At 66.1% G+C, this 16,501-nt stretch carries 10 protein-coding genes; all 10 read right to left on the bottom strand.

The genetic code is table 11. The features are described from left to right. Positions 1-38: 38 nt before the first annotated feature. Positions 39-413 carry a response regulator gene (locus tag LDN95_RS12810; protein ID WP_226018074.1) on the bottom strand — a complete coding sequence of 125 codons (375 nt, stop codon included), beginning with the start codon at positions 411-413 and terminating at the stop codon, positions 39-41. 11 nt (positions 414-424) lie between these two features. After that, positions 425-664 carry a hypothetical protein gene (locus tag LDN95_RS12805; protein WP_226018073.1) on the bottom strand — a complete coding sequence of 80 codons (240 nt, stop codon included), beginning with the start codon at positions 662-664 and terminating at the stop codon, positions 425-427. Continuing rightward, positions 664-2,940 carry a chemotaxis protein CheA gene (locus tag LDN95_RS12800; RefSeq protein ID WP_226018072.1) on the bottom strand — a complete coding sequence of 759 codons (2,277 nt, stop codon included), beginning with the start codon at positions 2,938-2,940 and terminating at the stop codon, positions 664-666. The genes LDN95_RS12805 and LDN95_RS12800 overlap by 1 nt, the downstream gene beginning before the upstream one ends. Beyond that, positions 2,937-3,329 carry a PleD family two-component system response regulator gene (locus tag LDN95_RS12795; protein WP_226018071.1) on the bottom strand — a complete coding sequence of 131 codons (393 nt, stop codon included), beginning with the start codon at positions 3,327-3,329 and terminating at the stop codon, positions 2,937-2,939. The genes LDN95_RS12800 and LDN95_RS12795 overlap by 4 nt, the downstream gene beginning before the upstream one ends. Next, on the bottom strand, positions 3,326-4,207 hold the full coding sequence (locus tag LDN95_RS12790) for a protein-glutamate O-methyltransferase CheR (protein ID WP_226018070.1): 882 nt from the start codon (positions 4,205-4,207) through the stop codon (positions 3,326-3,328). The genes LDN95_RS12795 and LDN95_RS12790 overlap by 4 nt, the downstream gene beginning before the upstream one ends. 3 nt (positions 4,208-4,210) lie before the next feature. Beyond that, the gene (locus LDN95_RS12785; protein WP_226018069.1) at positions 4,211-4,753 is read right to left on the bottom strand and encodes a HEAT repeat domain-containing protein; all 543 of its coding nucleotides are present in this window, start codon (positions 4,751-4,753) and stop codon (positions 4,211-4,213) included. A gap of 1 nt (position 4,754) precedes the next feature. Next, positions 4,755-5,870 carry a chemotaxis-specific protein-glutamate methyltransferase CheB gene (gene cheB / locus LDN95_RS12780; RefSeq protein ID WP_226018068.1) on the bottom strand — a complete coding sequence of 372 codons (1,116 nt, stop codon included), beginning with the start codon at positions 5,868-5,870 and terminating at the stop codon, positions 4,755-4,757. After that, positions 5,845-7,497: a chemotaxis protein CheW gene (locus tag LDN95_RS12775; protein WP_226018067.1), complete on the bottom strand. Its 1,653-nt coding sequence runs from the start codon at positions 7,495-7,497 to the stop codon at positions 5,845-5,847. The genes cheB and LDN95_RS12775 overlap by 26 nt, the downstream gene beginning before the upstream one ends. A gap of 62 nt (positions 7,498-7,559) precedes the next feature. Further along, positions 7,560-9,473 carry a methyl-accepting chemotaxis protein gene (locus LDN95_RS12770; RefSeq protein ID WP_226018066.1) on the bottom strand — a complete coding sequence of 638 codons (1,914 nt, stop codon included), beginning with the start codon at positions 9,471-9,473 and terminating at the stop codon, positions 7,560-7,562. Between the two features lie 262 nt (positions 9,474-9,735). Beyond that, entirely contained in the window at positions 9,736-16,152 is a 6,417-nt protein-coding gene (locus LDN95_RS12765) for a cadherin-like domain-containing protein (RefSeq protein ID WP_226018065.1), read from the bottom strand. Positions 16,153-16,501 lie beyond the last annotated feature (349 nt).

The following is a 16,501-nucleotide window of genomic DNA, read 5'->3' as shown; positions in this document are numbered from 1 at the left end:
CGCGCTGCTATCTGCCGCTCATTTCCCTCTGTCTGAAGTCATCCGCCCGGCAGAACCTGCTTGATCACGCCGATCAGCGCCGGTCCGGCCACGGGCTTCACCAGCCAGCCGGTAGCGCCCAGTCGGCGGCCCTGATCACGGATATCGGTCTGGCTTTCGGTGGTCAGCGTCAGGATCGGGGTAAAGCGGAACGCGGGCAAGCCGCGCACATGGCGGATCAGGTCCAGCCCGCCCATGCGCGGCATGTTGATGTCGGTGATGATGAGGTCGGGCTTGATGCCTGTCGCCAGCCGATCGACCGCGGCCTGGCCATCGCTGGCCGCCTCGACCTTGTAGCCATTCATTTCCAGCGTCGAGCGCAAGGAAAGCAGCATCGTGGCGGAATCATCGACGATCATGATGGTCTTGGCCATGGGACTTCCTGTCAGTTGGCGGAAAACAGGGGGACGAGCCATGCCGCGAGTGTCGGATCATCGGGCATGGTGGCGGGGCGAATGTGCGCAGACAGCAGCACCTGCAGGCTGGCGGGGTGAAGATGGGTGCAGCGCTTCAGATCGACCCGGCGTCCGGGCTTTTCGCCAAGCCAGCCTTGCAACGCGTCGGCTTCCTCGACGCTGACCACCCCTGCAAAGGCGGCACGGGTTTTCAGCAAGCGGATCGGCATCACAGCAGCATCCTTGGATTGAGCACCAACAGCACCGCACCATCGCCCATCAGCGTGGCGCCCGAATAGGCGGGTATCCCCGCCAGCACGCCGGTCAGCGGTTTCTGGATGACATCGAGCGTCTCGCGGAAACCGTCGACCACCAGCGCGACGACATTCTCGCCCAGCCGCGCGACCAGCAGCGACTGTTCGCCATCGTCATCGATCCGCGCGGGCCGGGGAATCCCCAGCAGATCGTTCAGTTCGCGGATCGGCAGGATGCGATCGCGGCGCAGGATGGTGCGTTCGGTCTTGATCCCGCGGATCTCGGATGTGGACAGACGGGTCGTCTCGATCACCATGTCCACCGGCATGGCGAACAACTGGCCTGCCGCCTCAAGCACCAGCACCCGCGTGACCGCCATCGACAGCGGCAGGGTAAGCCGCAGATGCGTGCCGCTGCCGGTGGTGCTCGACAGCGCCACATCGCCGTGGAGCGCCTCGATCGCGCTGCGCACCGCATCCATCCCGACCCCCCGGCCCGAAAGATCGGAAATGGCCTCTGCGGTCGAAAACCCGGCGGCAAAGATCAACTGGATCGCTGCTGCATCATCCATCGCCTCGGCGGTGGCGGCGTCGACCAGCCCCTTTTCCACGGCCTTGGTCCGGATGCGCACAGGATCGATGCCGCGTCCATCGTCGGTAATGTCGAGCAGGATGCGGTCGCCTTCCTGATGCGCCCGGATGGTCAGGCGCCCGGTGGCGGGCTTGCCATTGGCGCGGCGCTCGGCCGGTGTTTCGAACCCATGATCCAGACTGTTGCGCAAGATGTGGATCAGCGGGTCGGCCAGCGCTTCGATGATCGCCTTGTCGGCTTCGGTGTCCTCGCCTTCGAGCACCAGTTCGACGTCCTTGCCCAGCTTGCGCGAAACGTCGCGGACGAGCCGGGGAAAGCGCTGAAACACCACCGAGACCGGCATCATGCGGATGCGCATGATGGCATCCTGCATTTCCTCGGTAACGCGGTTGATGACGGCGTGCTGGCTCTTGATCTCGCGCGCCATGTCCCGGTTGCCGTAAACCTTCTCGGCACGCTGGGCCAGAAACGGCAGGGCGTTGCGCGCCACCACCATCTCGCCGATCAGCCCCATCAGCCGGTCGATCTTGCCCTGATCGACGCGCAGGCTGCGGGCGTGTGACGGGTGGGGCGAGACGGCGTCGACCGGATCGTCTGCAGGTGCAGGGGCCGCAGCAGCGGCAGCGACAGGCGCGGCCGATGGCGCCGGGCTGGCCAACCGGTCGATGATCGCCAGCAGCGCGTCGCTGTTGCCTGCCAGCGCGGCCGCGCAGGCTTCGGGCAGATCGGGCGCCGGATCACCGCAAAGCGCTGCCAGATTGGCGACCACCGCGCCGGCGGCGGACAGCCGCGCCGCGCGCCAAGGCGCATCGTCGGTCAGCGCGACGATGCGCCGTTGCGCGGCCAGCGCTTCGGCGAGCACCGCCCGGTCCAGCCCGTCGTCGGCGGCCGCAGGGGTCAGCGGGCACAGAGCCACCCGGTCCATCGCATAGCGGAAATGCGCTTCGATCCCGGCCAGCGGCGCGGCGCTGAGCATCTCGAACCCGAGCAGGCAGCGGTAGGGGTCGAGTTCGCCCAAGGCAGGCAATGCGCGCGCCCCGATGATCCGCTGCCAGACCACTTGCGGGGTATGCCGGGCGGTGTGGAACGGATCGTCGCCGCGAAAGAAGCAGTCCTCTTCGGGCTGATAGCGCAGGAAATGCAGCGCGCCGCCATGCCGGGCTGCCGCAGCCATCGCTTCGGCAGGCACATCGATGCCTTGCTCCGGCGGCGGCGCTGCCGGGACCGCCACGTCCTCCTGCCCGCCCTCGCCCGACAAGGCGCGCAGCCCTTGTGCCAGCGCGGCGGCGGCCCCGTCATGGACTTCGTGAGCGGCCTGTGCGCCGACCTCGCCCCGAGTGGCCAGTTGCGCGCACATTCCGCTCACGAAATCCATTGCCGCCAGCAGCGTGTCGACATGATCGCGGGTCAGCGCCAGCTTGCCCTGGCGCACTTTGTCGAGCAGGTCTTCGGCGGCATGCAGCACGCGGGTCATGGCGGGCAGATCGAACAGCCCCGAATTGCCCTTCATCGTGTGCACCAGCCGGAACAGTTCGTTCATCGCGGCAGGCTCGCCCGGCCGGGTTTCCAGCACCATGATTTGTGCGCCGATGCCTTCGAGCAGTTCTTCGGCTTCGGCCAGAAACTGCGCGAGCAGCGGGTTGATCGGCGAATGGATCATGGCCGCAGCGCCCGTTCGGGTGGCCGCGTCGCCCCCACCAGCGCCCGCACTTGCGCCAGCAGCAAGTCACCGCGCACCGGTTTGGGCGAGAACAGATTGGCGCCAAGGCTGACCGCCGCATCGCCGACATTGGCCCCGGTCTCGTTCGACACGATCATCACCGCGCCTTGCGGCATGTCTTCCTGCCGCAGCGTGCGCAGCATCGACAGCCCGTCCATGCCGCGCATGTTGATGTCGATGATGTACAGGTCGTACGGATCGACCAGCGCCTTTTCCAGCCCCTCGATCCCGTCGATCGCCTCGTCCACGCCATAACCGGCGCGGCCCAGCACGTCGCGGTAGTACAGGCGCTGCGTCTGCGCATCGTCGACGACCAGAATGCGTGTCATGCCACCTCCTGTGGCTTTTGGTAGGCCAGCGCGTCGGGAAAGCGGCGGACGCGAAACAGCGAGGAAATCCGGCTCATCGATTCCGAATGGCCCAGCATCACGTAGCCGCCCGGATTGAGCGCCTCGTACAAGGCCTCTGCCGCGATCCGGCGCGAGGCATCGTCGAAATAGATCAGCAGGTTGCGGCAGAACACGACATCGAAGTCGCGATAGTGCGCGGTTTCCTGCGGCAGGCACAGGTTGCAGCGGCTGAACTCCACCGCGCCGCGCAAGGTGTCGTTGATCTGCCAGCCATCAGCCTTGCGCGCGAAGTACTTCTTCAGCCAGCTTTGCGGCAGGTGTTGCACCGAGCGGTCATGGTAATGGCCAATGCGCGCCTTGGTCAGGATATCGGTGTCGATGTCCGACGAGATGATCTCGACATCCCAGTCCTTGAGCCCCGCCCAGCGCTCCAGCAGCACCATCGCCACGGTATAGGGCTCCTCGCCCGACGAGGACGGCATGCACCAGATCCGGATCGGCCTGGTGTCGCGCTTGCGTGCAACCACATCGGGCAGGACCGAGCCGACCAGCGCGGCAAATTGATACTCCTCGCGCAGGAAATACGTCTCGTTGACCGTCATCACGTTGATCAGCGCCTGCATCTCGGCGCCCGACGGATCGGAGCGCAGCACCGAAAACCAACTGTTGAACGTGGTGCTGTCGGTGGCGGCCATCCGCTCGACCAGCCGCTTGTCGACGAAATAGCGCTTGGAGTTCTCGAAGTGGATACCGGTGCGGCGATAGAAGAATTCGCGGAACTTCAGGAACTCCGCGTCCGAAATGGCCTGTGGCGTGGTGGCCTTGGCGCTTGGCTGCGCCGGGCGGACTGCGTTCATGATTCAGCTTTCCGCGATCTGGCTGATGGCAAGGTCAGCGGCAAAGGCAATGAAGGGTTCGTTGGCAAAGCGCAGCCGCGCCGCGCGGATGGCGGGCAGCGCGATCGGCGTGCCCATTTCGGCCAGCAGGTCGAGCACGATGGCGCAGACATTGCTTTCGGTCTCGCGCCCAAGCAGCGCGATCAGCCAGCTTTCCACCTCGGCGTCGGGCAGGCGTTCGATGGCATCGAGCGCCCGGATGCGGATTTCGGCTGATGCATCGGCCAGCAATTGCGCCAGCCGGGGCCGCGCAAGCGTCGGCCTGATCCGGCGCAACCCGTCGACCCCGCAGGCCCGCACCGCCGGGTCAGGATGCGCCAGCAGGGCCGCAAGGGCAGCGGCGGCCTCGGGCGTGTCGATCGTCACCAGCGCGGTCACCATCTGGGCGCGCCGGGCCGAAGCCGTCTCATGTCCAATGTCGCGGGCGAGCATGTCGGCCGTCGCCGGGATGGCCGGTGGCTGAACCGGTAATCCAGGGTTGCTGCGGTCGGACCGGGTGAATGGCATGTCACGCGGCCTCCGCCCAGTTGCACAATTGCGCGGCGATGCGATGCGCGGGCAGGACCGCCTTGGCCCCGCCCCGGTCGACCAGTTCGCGCGGCATGCCATAGACGATCGCGGTTTCATCGGATTCGGCGATGGTCCGCCCGCCGCGCCGGGCGATCTCGGCAAAGCCATCGGCGCCATCGTTGCCCATCCCGGTCAGCATGACCCCGACCAGCGACGTGGCCGGGCAATGCGCCAGCGCCGAGCGCGCCAGCAGTTCGACCGACGGGTGCCACAGATGCTGCGCGCTTTCCGGGCGCGGCAGGGCGTAAAGCCCTTCCGACCGCCGCGCGACAACCATGTCTGCACCGCCCCGCGCGACATAGATCTGACCGGGGGTTATCGGGCTCGGTGCCACCACTTCCTGCACGGCCAGCGGGCACATCCGATCCAGCCGTTCGGCGAATGATTTGGTGAAGGCGCCCGGCATGTGCTGCGCCACCAGCACCGGCCAGGGGAAATCGGCGGGCAGGAAGGGCAGGATTTCGCCAAGCGTGCGAGGCCCTCCGGTGGAAACGCCGATCAGCACCAGCCCATCGCCCACCTTCTGGGCCGGACCGGGCCGGGGCGCCGCGCGCAGGCGGGAAAGCGCTTGCGATCCGGCGGAACGGGGGGCTGGCCGCGCTGCGGGCGGGGTGGCCGGCAATGGCCGCAGACGGCTTTGCGCCGCCGCCCGCACTTTGGCGATGAGGTCGCGTTCGATCTCGACGATCGACAGCGAGATCGTGCCCCCCGGCTTGGGGATGTAGTCCACCGCGCCCATGTTGAGCGCTTCGAGCGTGGCGAGCGCGCCCCGCTCGGTCAGCGAGGAGACCATCACCACCGGCACCGGCCGTTCGGTCATGATCACCGACAGCGCGGTCAGCCCGTCCATTTCGGGCATGTTGATGTCGAGCGTCACGACGTCGGGGGCAAAGCTGATGTTCTCGGCGATCGCTTCCTTGCCGGTGCGGGCCTGGCGAATCTCGAATCCACCCGCTGACGCAAACAGCGTCGACAGTTGCCGACGCATCAGCGCCGAATCATCCACGATGAGCAGCTTGATCACGGGTTCAGGCAGCTTCACGCGTCGCTTCATCGCCCGCCAGCAAGCACGCCGGATCGAGCAATTGCAGCATCCGCTTGTCGGCCGCCAGATTGGCGACTTGCGGCAGCAGGCGGCTCTGGCCTTCGGACAGGCTGGGGGCGTCCTCGATCACGCCTGCCGGAACCACCAGCACTTGCGCCACGTGATCGACGACATAGCCGGTGGCGACGCCCTTGTGCTGGAACACCATGATCCGCTGGCGCTCGTGCGCTTCGGCGCGCTCAAGGCCCATGCGGCAGCGCAGATCGATCACCGGCAGCACGTTGCCGCGCAAGTTGATGACGCCTTCGACATGCGCGGCCGACTTGGGCACCCAGAACATCTCGTCCGGCACGCGCAGGATTTCCTTCACCGCCGCAATGCTGACGCCGAATTCCTCGGCACCCAGCCGGAACACGACCAGTTGCCGGGTATCGTCGGTTGCTTCGTCGGCGCCGCCATCGTCATGGTCCATCGTCGCATCCTCCTGCGCATCGGTGGGGGCCCGATCCGCCGCGTCGAGCGCATCGCGGACGGCAGGGTGGTCGAACAGGTTGTGGCCATTGACGATCGACACCAGCCGCTTGCCGCCCTGAAGCTGGCAGACCCGCGTGATGTCGCTGTCCTCGCCGCGCGTGGCGATCAGGCCGGGCAGGTCGCGCACGTCGGCCAGCCCCACGCGCAGCACTTCGCTGACCGCATCGACCACCAGCCCGACCGAAAGCGAGCCCAGCCGCAGCACGACGATCCGGCTTTTTTCATCAAGTTCGCGGTGCGCCAGGCGGAACATCGAGCGCAAGTCCATCAGCGGCAACAGCCGCGAACGCAGCGTCATCACCCCCAGCACGTGGGCCGGGGTCTGCGGCAGAGCGGTGATCGCATCGGGCAAGTGCACGATTTCCTGCACATCGCTTATCGCGATCCCGTAATCTTGCCCATCGAGCAGGAAATTGACGAGCTGGATCTCGTCCTGCCCGCCTGCGTCGTCGTCCCGGCGCTGATCGTCGGTCTTGCGCACAAGGGCCGCGCCGTTCTGCGCCGCCCTTTGCGCCAGACCGGCGATCAGCGCGAATTCCTGCGCGATCAGGCTGGCAAACTCGACGATCATGGTGACGGCGTGGCCACCGGCATTCTTGATCATGCCCGCCAGATAGTCGACGTCGATCGCTCCGGTGCAACCGGCCACACCCTCGATCTGGTTCTGGTCGACGCTGAGCACGCTGGACACCCGATCGACCACGAAGCCGACCGGTTGGCCGACGTCGATCACCACCGCGCGCGTCGCTTCGTCAGCCTCGCGTTCCTCCAGCCCGAGCAGGCGCCGCAGCGACACGATCGGCACGACCGAGCCGCGCAAGTTGGCCACGCCATCGAGTGCGGGCGGCGCCAGCGGCACGCGGGTGACATCGGGCACGCGGATGATTTCGCGCACCGCCACCATGTTCACCGCAAAGACCTCGTTCTGCAGGTGAAAGGTCACGAACTGGCGGGTCAGCAGTTCGGCATCATCGTTGTCGGCCAGCGTGTCGCCGGTTTCGTCCGCCAGTTCTTGCGCCAGTGCCGTCGCGGCAGCGGGCGCCACGGTTTCGAGCGGCTCGCCGCCTTGTGGGTCAAGCCCCGGTATCGATTGGTCGGTCATGGGATAACGTCCCTTGAGGGAACCGGCGAAGGCGTGCGCGCCCCGGCCCGTCCCGCTGGCGATCAGGCGGCGCTTTGCAATTCGTCGGCAAGGGCCGCGATTTCCTCGATCGCGCTGACCAGTTCCTCTGCCCCCTTGGCCTGCTGCGCGGCGGCGGTGGCCGCTTCGGTCGCTGACTTGTCGGCCTGCTGGGCGGTGGCCGCGATCTGTTCGACGCTGGTTTTCACCTGAGCGATGGCCGTCGCGATCTCCAGGCTGGCGGCAAGCACCTGCTGGGCGTTCTTCTCCACCTCGGCGATATCGGTTTCGATCGTGTTCAGCGCAGCGGTCGATTGTTCTGCCTTGACCACTTCGGCCTGCGCGGCGTGGACGATCTCGGTCAGATCCTGTCCGACGACGCCGATCTGATCCTGCACCGCCTTGACCAGATCCTTGATGCGGTCGGCATTTTCGGCGCTGTCGTGGGCAAGGCTGCGGATATCGGTGGCGACCACCACGAAGCCCTTGCCATATTCCCCGGCGCGCGCCGCTTCGACCGCGCCGTTGACCGCCAGCATGTTGGTCTGGATCGACACCGTGGCGATGGCATCGACGATCTTGTCGATGCGGCGCGAGACCAGTTCCAGATCCTTGACCTGACTGATGATCGTCCGCGTCGAATCCGCCGATGCGCCGATCCCGGTGATCATGACATCCACCGCAGCCTTGTTGGCATCGAGCAGTTCGCGGATCTGGGCGATCTTTTCCGCAGCGGCGGTCGCACGATCGCGCGCGAGTTCCACCCCGCGTTCGATCTGCGCGGCGGCGGCGGCGGCCTCCTCGGTCCCGGCGCTGGCCACTTCGGTGCCTTTGCGGATCTGCTCGATGGCGGTCATGATCTGCAACCCCGACCGGCTGATCTCGTGCACGCTCGACGACAGTTCCTCTGCCGCCGAGGCGACTTCCTCGGCGCTCTTGGACACGTCGGACGAGTTCTTGAGATCGTCGGCAAGGTCGGACATCATCTGCGAGGCCTGCTCGGCTTCGGCCAGCGCATCGGCTTGCGCATTGACGGTCTTGGTCGATTCCTCGGCGGCGGTGGATTGCTGTTCGGCAGCGGCGGCGATGTCCTGCATGCCCTTGAGCGCTTGCGTGGTGGCCGCGCTGGATTGCGCCGCCCCTGCCGCGATTTCCTGCGAGGCGGCGACCACATCGCCCATGTCCGAGCGGATCTGGTTCAACTGGACGGTGATGACCTTGGCCTTCTCGACTTCGTCGTCGATGGCCGCGCTCGACTGGTTGATCCCGTTCGAGATCGTCTGCACATCGCGTTGGATCTGCGCGATCAGGCTCTGGATCTCGCGCGCGGATTGTTCGCTGGTCTCGGCCAGCGTGCGCACTTCGTCGGCGACCACGGCAAAGCCCTTGCCATGTTTGCCGGCATGCGCCGCTTCGATCGCGGCATTGAGCGCCAGCAGGTTGGTCTGGTCGGCGATCCGCCCCACCGCCTTGACGATATCGCCGATGTTGGCGGCCTGCTTTTCCAGTTCGGCGACCATCGCCACCGAGGCGACCTGGCGGTGCGCCGCCATCGACACGTTGCCGATCAGGTCGGTGATCTGGGCCCCTGCCTGCGCCACGATCACTTGCGTCGCCTCGCAGCGGGTCTGGCCGGATTCGGCGCTGGCCAGCTGCCGGTTTACCGCGCCCGAGACTTGCTGGAAGGCAACCAGCGATTCCTGCGCCGCGCCGGTCGCCTCTTCGGCCCCCACCGCGATCTGTTCGGACGCCTGCTTGAGCTGTTCGGCGGCTGAGGCCGCTTCGTTGATACCCGACACCAGCTGGGTCGTCGCCGCGGCGACCCGCTCGGCAACCTGCTGCTGCTTGGCGAGGGTGCGCGCGCGTTTGCGGCGGGCTTCGGCGTCGCGCGACGAAGCATTGGCCGTGCGCGCGGACGGCGCGGTATCGGCGGGAACGATTTTCTGGACGAGGGCCATCGAAGCATCCTTGCAATCAGGCAGGCTGCTATGCTGCCTTCGATGCCGGGATATGCCCTTCAGGGTTAATAACGGGACAAATGGCCGTCCGTTCTACGTTGTATAGGGACTACGATACAATACCTATACAATGGTAACGGACCATTGTTCTCGTTCTCATCGCCAATTGCTGTGACTTGCGCCAGACATCCCAAAGCAAAGCCACCTGCCGCGCGGTGCGACAGGTGGCTTGCACTTCGTCCGTAGCCGGAGTCCCGGTCGATCAGAGTACGAGGTCGCCGACCAGCAGGTTCACGTTGTTGTCGAGAATGATCTCGAAGTCGGCGGTCAGATCGCCCGTGGTGTTGCCGAACAAGGCTGCGTGGCCGCCATCGGTGCCGAGGCGCAACTGGCCAAGGCCGGTGAACGCCCCGGTGCCGAGGAAGGTGAAGGCCTGATCGCCCGCCAGCACATCGTTGGCATCGATCCCGCTCAGGTCGATCCGGTCGGGGCCATGAACGAAGTCGGTGATTTGGTCGGCCCCGCTGCCGAGCGGGCTGTCGAGCACGCTCAGGAAGCGGAACACATCGCTTCCGACACCGCCGGTAAGGCTATCGCTGCCCGCACCGCCGATCAGGATGTCGTTGCCCAGTCCGCCATCGAGCACGTCCGCGCCATTTCCGCCCAGCAGCACGTCGTTGCCGCCGCCGCCATTGATGTGATCCGCCCCGTTCGAGCCGGTCACCGTGTCATTGCCCGCGCCAGCGTCGATCGAGGTGATCCCGGTCAGCGTCACCCCGGTGAAGTCGATCGTGTCGTTGCCCGTGGTCAGCGCGACTTTCACCCCGGCAAAACCATTGGCGTCGATCACCTCGACATTGCTCAGCGCCGACAGGCCGATGGCGATATTGGCGGCGCTCGCCTTGATCGTGTCGGTGCCCGCACCGCCATTGACCGCATCGTACCCGGCCGAGGCGCCGACCAGGAAGGTGTCGTTGCCGTTGCCGCCGTTCAGCGTGTCGTTGCCCATGTTGCCGATGATCGTGTCATCGCCCGCGCTGCCGGTGATCGTGTCGTTGCCCGACAAGCCGTCGATCGCGGCGAGCCCGGTGAGCGTGTAACCCGAGAAGTCGAGCACGTCGGCGGTGCTGGTGCCGACCACCTTGACCCCGGCGAACCCGCCGCCCGAAATGGCCTCGATGCTGGTGAGCGAGGCGGCATAGATCGTCAGGTTGTCGACGCCCGCAACCACGGTGTCGGTGCCCGCGCCGCCGTCGATCACGTCCCTGCCGCCGCTTGCGCCGATGGTGAAGGTATCGTTGCCAAGCCCGCCGGACAGGATGTCGTTGCCCGAGCCGCCATCGATGCGGTCATTGCCGTCGCCACCGTTGATGGTGTCGTTGCCCAGACCGCCGAAGATGGTGTCGTTGCCCGCGCTGCCGGTGATCGTGTCGGCGCCCAGACCACCGTCGATCGACACGATGCCGGTCAGCGTCACGCCGGTGAAGTCGAACACATTGGCGGAGTTGTCGCCAAGGATCTTGACCCCGGCAAAGCCGCCGCTCGAAATCGCTTCGACCCCGGTGATCGCGCTCAACCCGATGACCACGTTGTCAGCCGTTGCCAGCACGGTATCGGTGCCGGTGCCGCCGTCGATGTTGTCGTAGCCGCTCGCCAGGCCGACGAGGATGGTATCATTGCCGCCACCGGCTTCGATCCGGTCGTTGCCGATGCCGCCGTCGATGCGGTCGTTGCCGTTGGTCAGCGTCACCCAGTCGTTGCCGCCCAGCAGGTTCACGGTCCAGTTGTCGTCGTCGATGAACACCACGCGGTTGGCGCCGCCGGTGCCGGTATACGTCTTGTTCTCGACCACGTTGGTCAGGTCGACGTTTACCTGCTGGACATAGCTGGCGCCCGCGCTGTCGGTGACCTGCACCTTGATCGCATAGGAGTGGACCGCCGAGTAGTCGAGCGCAGCGCCCGCCGCGACCTTGAGCACGCCCGTGGCTGCATCGATGGTGAACTTGTTCGTCCCATCGTTGAACGCCGGGTTGTTCAGCGGCAGCAACGCATAAGTGAAGCTGCTGCTGTCGATGTCGGTCGCGGTGAAAGTGCCGACCACGGTGCCCGCCGCGCTCTTTTCGGCCACCGTGTTCGACGACAGCGCAAGCGCGGTCGGCGCATCGTTGACCGCATCGAGCGTGTAACCGATCGTCGCCGCGGTCGAGCCGCCGTTGCCGTCGGTCACCGCGTAGCTGAGCGTCACCGCGCCGTTGAAGTTGGCGGTCGGCGCGATCGTGTACGTGCCGTTGCCGTTGTCGGTGACCGTGCCGTTCGAAGCGGTCACGCTGCCCACCGACAGCGTGTCGCCTTCGGCATCGGTGTAGCCTGTCAGCAATTGCGCCTTGGTCACGGTATAGGCCGTGTCCTCGGTGCCGTGCGCCAGCGTGGCGTGCGCCCCGGTCAGCGCCGCAGCGGTGTTGACGAACTGGCTGATGAGCTGGAGCTGGCCGCCTTCGACGAGGGTGGCGGCGTTGGCGCCGGTGGCAGCAGCGTGGTTCTGCGTGGTGATCAGGAATGCCTTGTGGTGGACATCGCCGAACGTGGCAGTCACGTCGAGCACGCCCGAGCTTTCCTCGTCCTGCGTCAGGAACTTGGTCGGATCGGCGACGTAGCCGGGCTGGTTGGGATCGTTGGCCTGCAGGAACAGCGCCGGATCGTGGTGCGCGATTTCGTGCAGCGAGTCGGTGGTCGGGTCATACTGCCACACCCGGCCCACGCGCACGTTGGCGCCCGGATCCTCGCACAGCGTGACTTTGCCCTGCGCGTCCACCGTGATGTTGTCGAACATCACCTGGCCTTCGGTGCCATCGAGCACCGCAGTGATCTTGCCGCCCTTGGTCGGGTCGGTGATGTCGTTGAAGGTGAACTGATAGAGCCGCGAGTGGAACGTGCCCGCCGTGCCGTTGGCGGCAACGTTGTCGGTCACCACGAAGTAGCCGCGCGCCGCGTTGGTCGGATCCCACGCGATATCCTCGGGCCGCAGGAACTGCGTCACGCCCGCTGCGTTGCTCGCCGTTTCCAGCTGCGCCCCGGTCTTGGTGCTGACATCGCCCAGCGCGGTCAGCGTGAAGTCGGCGTTCTGCAGGTTGGTCGTCTCGGTTTCCTGCGTCAGCCCGGTCACGGTGAAACCGTAGAGCTGGCCGTCGGTCAGGCCCGCCTTGTCCACTTCGGTGCCGGTTGCCTGCTTGGTGCCGATGTAGACATAGACCTGGCCCTTGCCGCCACCCGCATCGTCGGTGCCCATGACGATGGTCTTGTCCTGCGCATAGCCGTTGGCGATCGCGTTCTCGTGGGCAAACTTGCCCATCCAGGGCAGTTCATAGGCCGTGCCCGCTTCCGAGCCGGTCACCACCACACCAAGCTGCTTGCCTTCGGCGCCCGCTTCCTCGCCGGTGAAGAAGATCTTGGCCGTGCTGCCAAGCCCGGTCGCCGCGTTGTACAGCGCGCTTTGCGAGGGCAGGTCGGCCGAGCAGAACCGGCTCAGCGCCAGCGTCGAGGTCACGAAGCTCGTGCCGTTCCACAGCTTGAGCGTCTGGATCGCGTCCTGACCAGAGATCACCGACAGCGTCGACTTGTCGATCACCAGTTGCGACACATAGGAACCGTTTGCGCCATCGGCGCGGGTCGTGCCCAGCGGCGTCGCGATCTCGTGGTTGACCAGCACCGTCACCGTGCCGTCGCCGTTGTCGAACATGCCGATCCCGTCGGGGATGCCGCCGAACAAGTAGGTGCCGCCGCCGACCTTGCTCGTCGCATCGCCCGTCGTGATGATCGCCTGGACCGTCACGTTCGGGTCCGAGGACAGCAGGTAGGCCGCCTTGCTCGAATGGGTGTCGGCAATGTCGGTCACGTTGACGCTCAGCGCCTGATCGGTCGTCGCCGTGCCGTCGCTCGCGCGCACCGTCACCGCATAGCCATTGTCGTGGCCAGCGTCGGCCGGCGCTTCATAGTTCGGCGCGTTCTTGAAGCTGAGCGCGCCGGTCGTCGCATTGATCTGGAACAGCGCCGCGTCCGCACCGCCCGCAATCGAATAGGTAACCGCATCGCTTTCGGCATCGGTTGCATGAACCGTCGTCACCGCCGCCGTGTTCTCCGCCACCGAAACCGTCGCCGTCGTTCCAGCACCGTTGCTGTCGATGGCCGGTGCGGTGTTGATGCTGGCGGCGGTGATCGTGGCGTCGGCAAACTTGAGCAGTTCGACGTTGTTGAGCGTGTCGGTACCGTCGGCGCTGGTGACGGTCACCGTGGTGCCATGGCGGGCCAGCGTGGCGTCGGCGAGGTTGCCCGAGAATGCAGCCGTGTCGGTGCCCGCGCCGCCGTCGATCGCATCGTTGCCCGCACCGCCGGTGATGGTCTGCGCGCCCGCGCCTGCGGCAACGGTATCGTTGCCATCGCCGGTCGCGATGTTGCCGTTGAGCACGCCGAGGTTGGTCACCGTGTCATCGCCGCTGCCGGTGACGATATCGCCGTTGATCGTGCCGTCGGCGGCGTTGAGGATCGTGTCGCCCTGGTTGTCGGTGATCGAGATCGCCTCAAGCGTGGTGCCGGTCAGCGTGCCGTGGTTGGTGAAGTTCAGCCCCGCGAACGCGTTGCCCAGATTGCTGTCGTCCGAACGGATGCCGCGTTCGTCCGAATAGATCGTGCCGTAGTTGACGACGGTGCCGCCGCCGATGGCGAGGCCTTCGTTGTTCTCGCCGACGGTGTGGCCAAGGGCGTTGATCGTGCCGTAGTTGGTGATGTTCACCTGACCGTCGACGTCGATGCCGTCGCCATCGGTCAGGCCGTTGGCGGTGCCGGTGATCACGCCGGTGGCGGCGTTGGTGATGGTGGTGATCGTGTCACCGGCGGTGTCGAGGTTCAGCCCGCTGCCGCCGTGGCCGATGATCGTACCGGCATTGTCGAACGCGGCCGGCAGCTTGCCGGTGACGCCGTGACGCGCGCCTTCGATGTCGCCACCGCCGTGGTTGTTGATGGTCACGCCCGCGCTCGTGCCATAGTCGATGCCGTCAGCGCCGCTGGTGCCGACCGACTGGCCCTTGATCACGCCGTAGTTTTCGACCGTGGCATAGGCCGAAGGGCGCAGGCCGTCGTTGTCGTCGCCGATGATCTGGCCGGTGGCGGTGTTGGTGATCGTCACGTGCGCGGTGGCGCTGGCGAGCAGGTTGTTGAGGTCGACACCCTGTCCGCTGCCCGCGCCCAGCGCTTCGATCGTGCCGCTGTTGGAAATGCTCAACGTGCCGTCGAAAGTTGCCGCGCCGCTGACGCGGATGGCGTCGTTGGCCGAATGGATCGTCGCGCCCGCTGCGTTGGTGATGCTGATCGTTTCGGCAGCCGCAACCGCGGCGACGTCGATGGCGCGCGTGGCGGTGCCGTTGATCGTGCCGCTGTTGTCGATGGTCAGCGTGCCGCCGCCCAGACCGCTCAGCACATGGACCCCGTTGGTGGCGCCGCTGACGTTGCCGGTGTTGTTCAGCGTGAAGCTGGCCGCGCCACTGGCGGGCGCCGCCGCCGGAACCTCGATCGCCCCTGCCGCCGTGCTGATGATCGCACCGGCGTTGTCGATCACGACCCCGCCCGCCGCCGCTGCTGCCGACGCATCGATGGTGAACGGCGCGCCGCTGGTCGACAGCGTGGTGCCCGAGGCGACGGTGTAATGGTCGTCGCCCGCCAGCGTCACGTCGTCGTTGGTCAGCGTGCCGGTGCCATCGGCCACGTTGATCGAGGCGTTGCTGGCGCCCGACAGATGCAGCGTCAGCGTTTCATCGCCTTCGAGCACGGTGTCGCCGTTGACGGTGACCGCCACGGTCTTGCTGGTTTCGCCCGGCGCGAAAGTCAGCGTGCCCGAGGTGGCGACATAGTCGCTGCCCGCAGTGGCCGACCCATCGGCGGTGGCATAGTTGACGGTGACCGTCTGGACCGACGCCGAGCTGAGCGTGACGGTGAAGGTCAGCACCTTGGTGCCGCTGTTACCTTCGGCGATGCTTGGGCTGTCGACCCCGAGGCTGCCCAGCGGGGTCTGCACGAAACCGGCCGACTGCGACGAACCGTACGTCGTTTCGCTGCCCGCCGCACCCTTGGTCCAGTTGGCGACGTTGCCGAGCAGCGCGGCGTAGTCGGAGAAGTTGGGGTAGCCGCTGCGCGCGCCGGTGTAATAGGCGCTGTCGCTGCCATCGGTGACCGAAAGCTTGTACTTGGCATCGAGCGAGGCGGGGGCAACACCGTCGACCGCATTGCCGATGTTGATATAGGCCAGATGCGTGACCGGGGTGTTGACCGTGGCATCGCTGGCAGCGGTATAGGCATAGACCGCGTCGGCCGTGCTGCTGAAACCGGGGTTGGTGTTGCCGGTGAACGTCACGAAGCTGGCGCTGCCCACGGTCGCGCCGATGGCGTTGCCGAACGTGCCCGGAGGGGTCAGTTCGATCACCGTGCCCGCCGCGACGCCGCCTGCGGGCGCAACCCACTTGAAGTACGATTCACCGGCGTTGAAGGATGTTGCGCTGGCCGACGTCAGCTCGTTGTCGCTGAAGTAGATCACCTCGCCCGCGGCAATGGGATTCAGCGCCACGAAGGCAATCCAGTCGGTGCCGAACGTGTTCATTCCGACGAATGCGATATCACCTTGGCTGACAGTCATGTTCGGTCCCCAGTCTCGATCGGTTCGACGGGAACGCGCGCTCCCGCCTTGAATTCAAGCGGTCGGGCGAAAGTTGACCGACATCCGGCGGGAACGACGCGAACAGGGCGCGCAAGGTCGCGTTCGCAAGGCAGGCCTTACGAATGCGAGGTACGCCTCGGCACGGTATTCAACAGATTCCCCCCGGAAGCAGAAACCCCGTTCCGACATCCTTGACGATGGTTACCGGCGGGTTGTGTCGGCTTGGTTACATCGAGCAATCAGCAGTTTGCGCAATAAATACCAAGCAATTCAGCTTAGCGCGGCATTCAAGACTGCCGCGTGACTGCAATGTCGCCAATTCACTTGG

Source organism: Novosphingobium sp. FKTRR1, assembly GCF_020404405.1.
In the GTDB taxonomy this organism is placed as follows: Bacteria; Pseudomonadota; Alphaproteobacteria; order Sphingomonadales; family Sphingomonadaceae; genus Novosphingobium.
The sequence above is the reverse complement of the archived record's forward strand: the minus strand, read 5'-3'. Positions and strand labels throughout refer to the sequence as shown.

Coding starts and splice junctions, on each gene's coding strand:
- LDN95_RS12810 (WP_226018074.1), bottom strand. CDS start 413: ATGGCCAAGACCATCATGATCGTCGATGATTCCGCCACGATGCTGCTT.
- LDN95_RS12805 (WP_226018073.1), bottom strand. CDS start 664: ATGCCGATCCGCTTGCTGAAAACCCGTGCCGCCTTTGCAGGGGTGGTC.
- LDN95_RS12800 (WP_226018072.1), bottom strand. CDS start 2,940: ATGATCCATTCGCCGATCAACCCGCTGCTCGCGCAGTTTCTGGCCGAA.
- LDN95_RS12795 (WP_226018071.1), bottom strand. CDS start 3,329: ATGACACGCATTCTGGTCGTCGACGATGCGCAGACGCAGCGCCTGTAC.
- LDN95_RS12790 (WP_226018070.1), bottom strand. CDS start 4,207: ATGAACGCAGTCCGCCCGGCGCAGCCAAGCGCCAAGGCCACCACGCCA.
- LDN95_RS12785 (WP_226018069.1), bottom strand. CDS start 4,753: ATGCCATTCACCCGGTCCGACCGCAGCAACCCTGGATTACCGGTTCAG.
- cheB (WP_226018068.1), bottom strand. CDS start 5,870: ATGAAGCGACGCGTGAAGCTGCCTGAACCCGTGATCAAGCTGCTCATC.
- LDN95_RS12775 (WP_226018067.1), bottom strand. CDS start 7,497: ATGACCGACCAATCGATACCGGGGCTTGACCCACAAGGCGGCGAGCCG.
- LDN95_RS12770 (WP_226018066.1), bottom strand. CDS start 9,473: ATGGCCCTCGTCCAGAAAATCGTTCCCGCCGATACCGCGCCGTCCGCG.
- LDN95_RS12765 (WP_226018065.1), bottom strand. CDS start 16,152: ATGACTGTCAGCCAAGGTGATATCGCATTCGTCGGAATGAACACGTTC.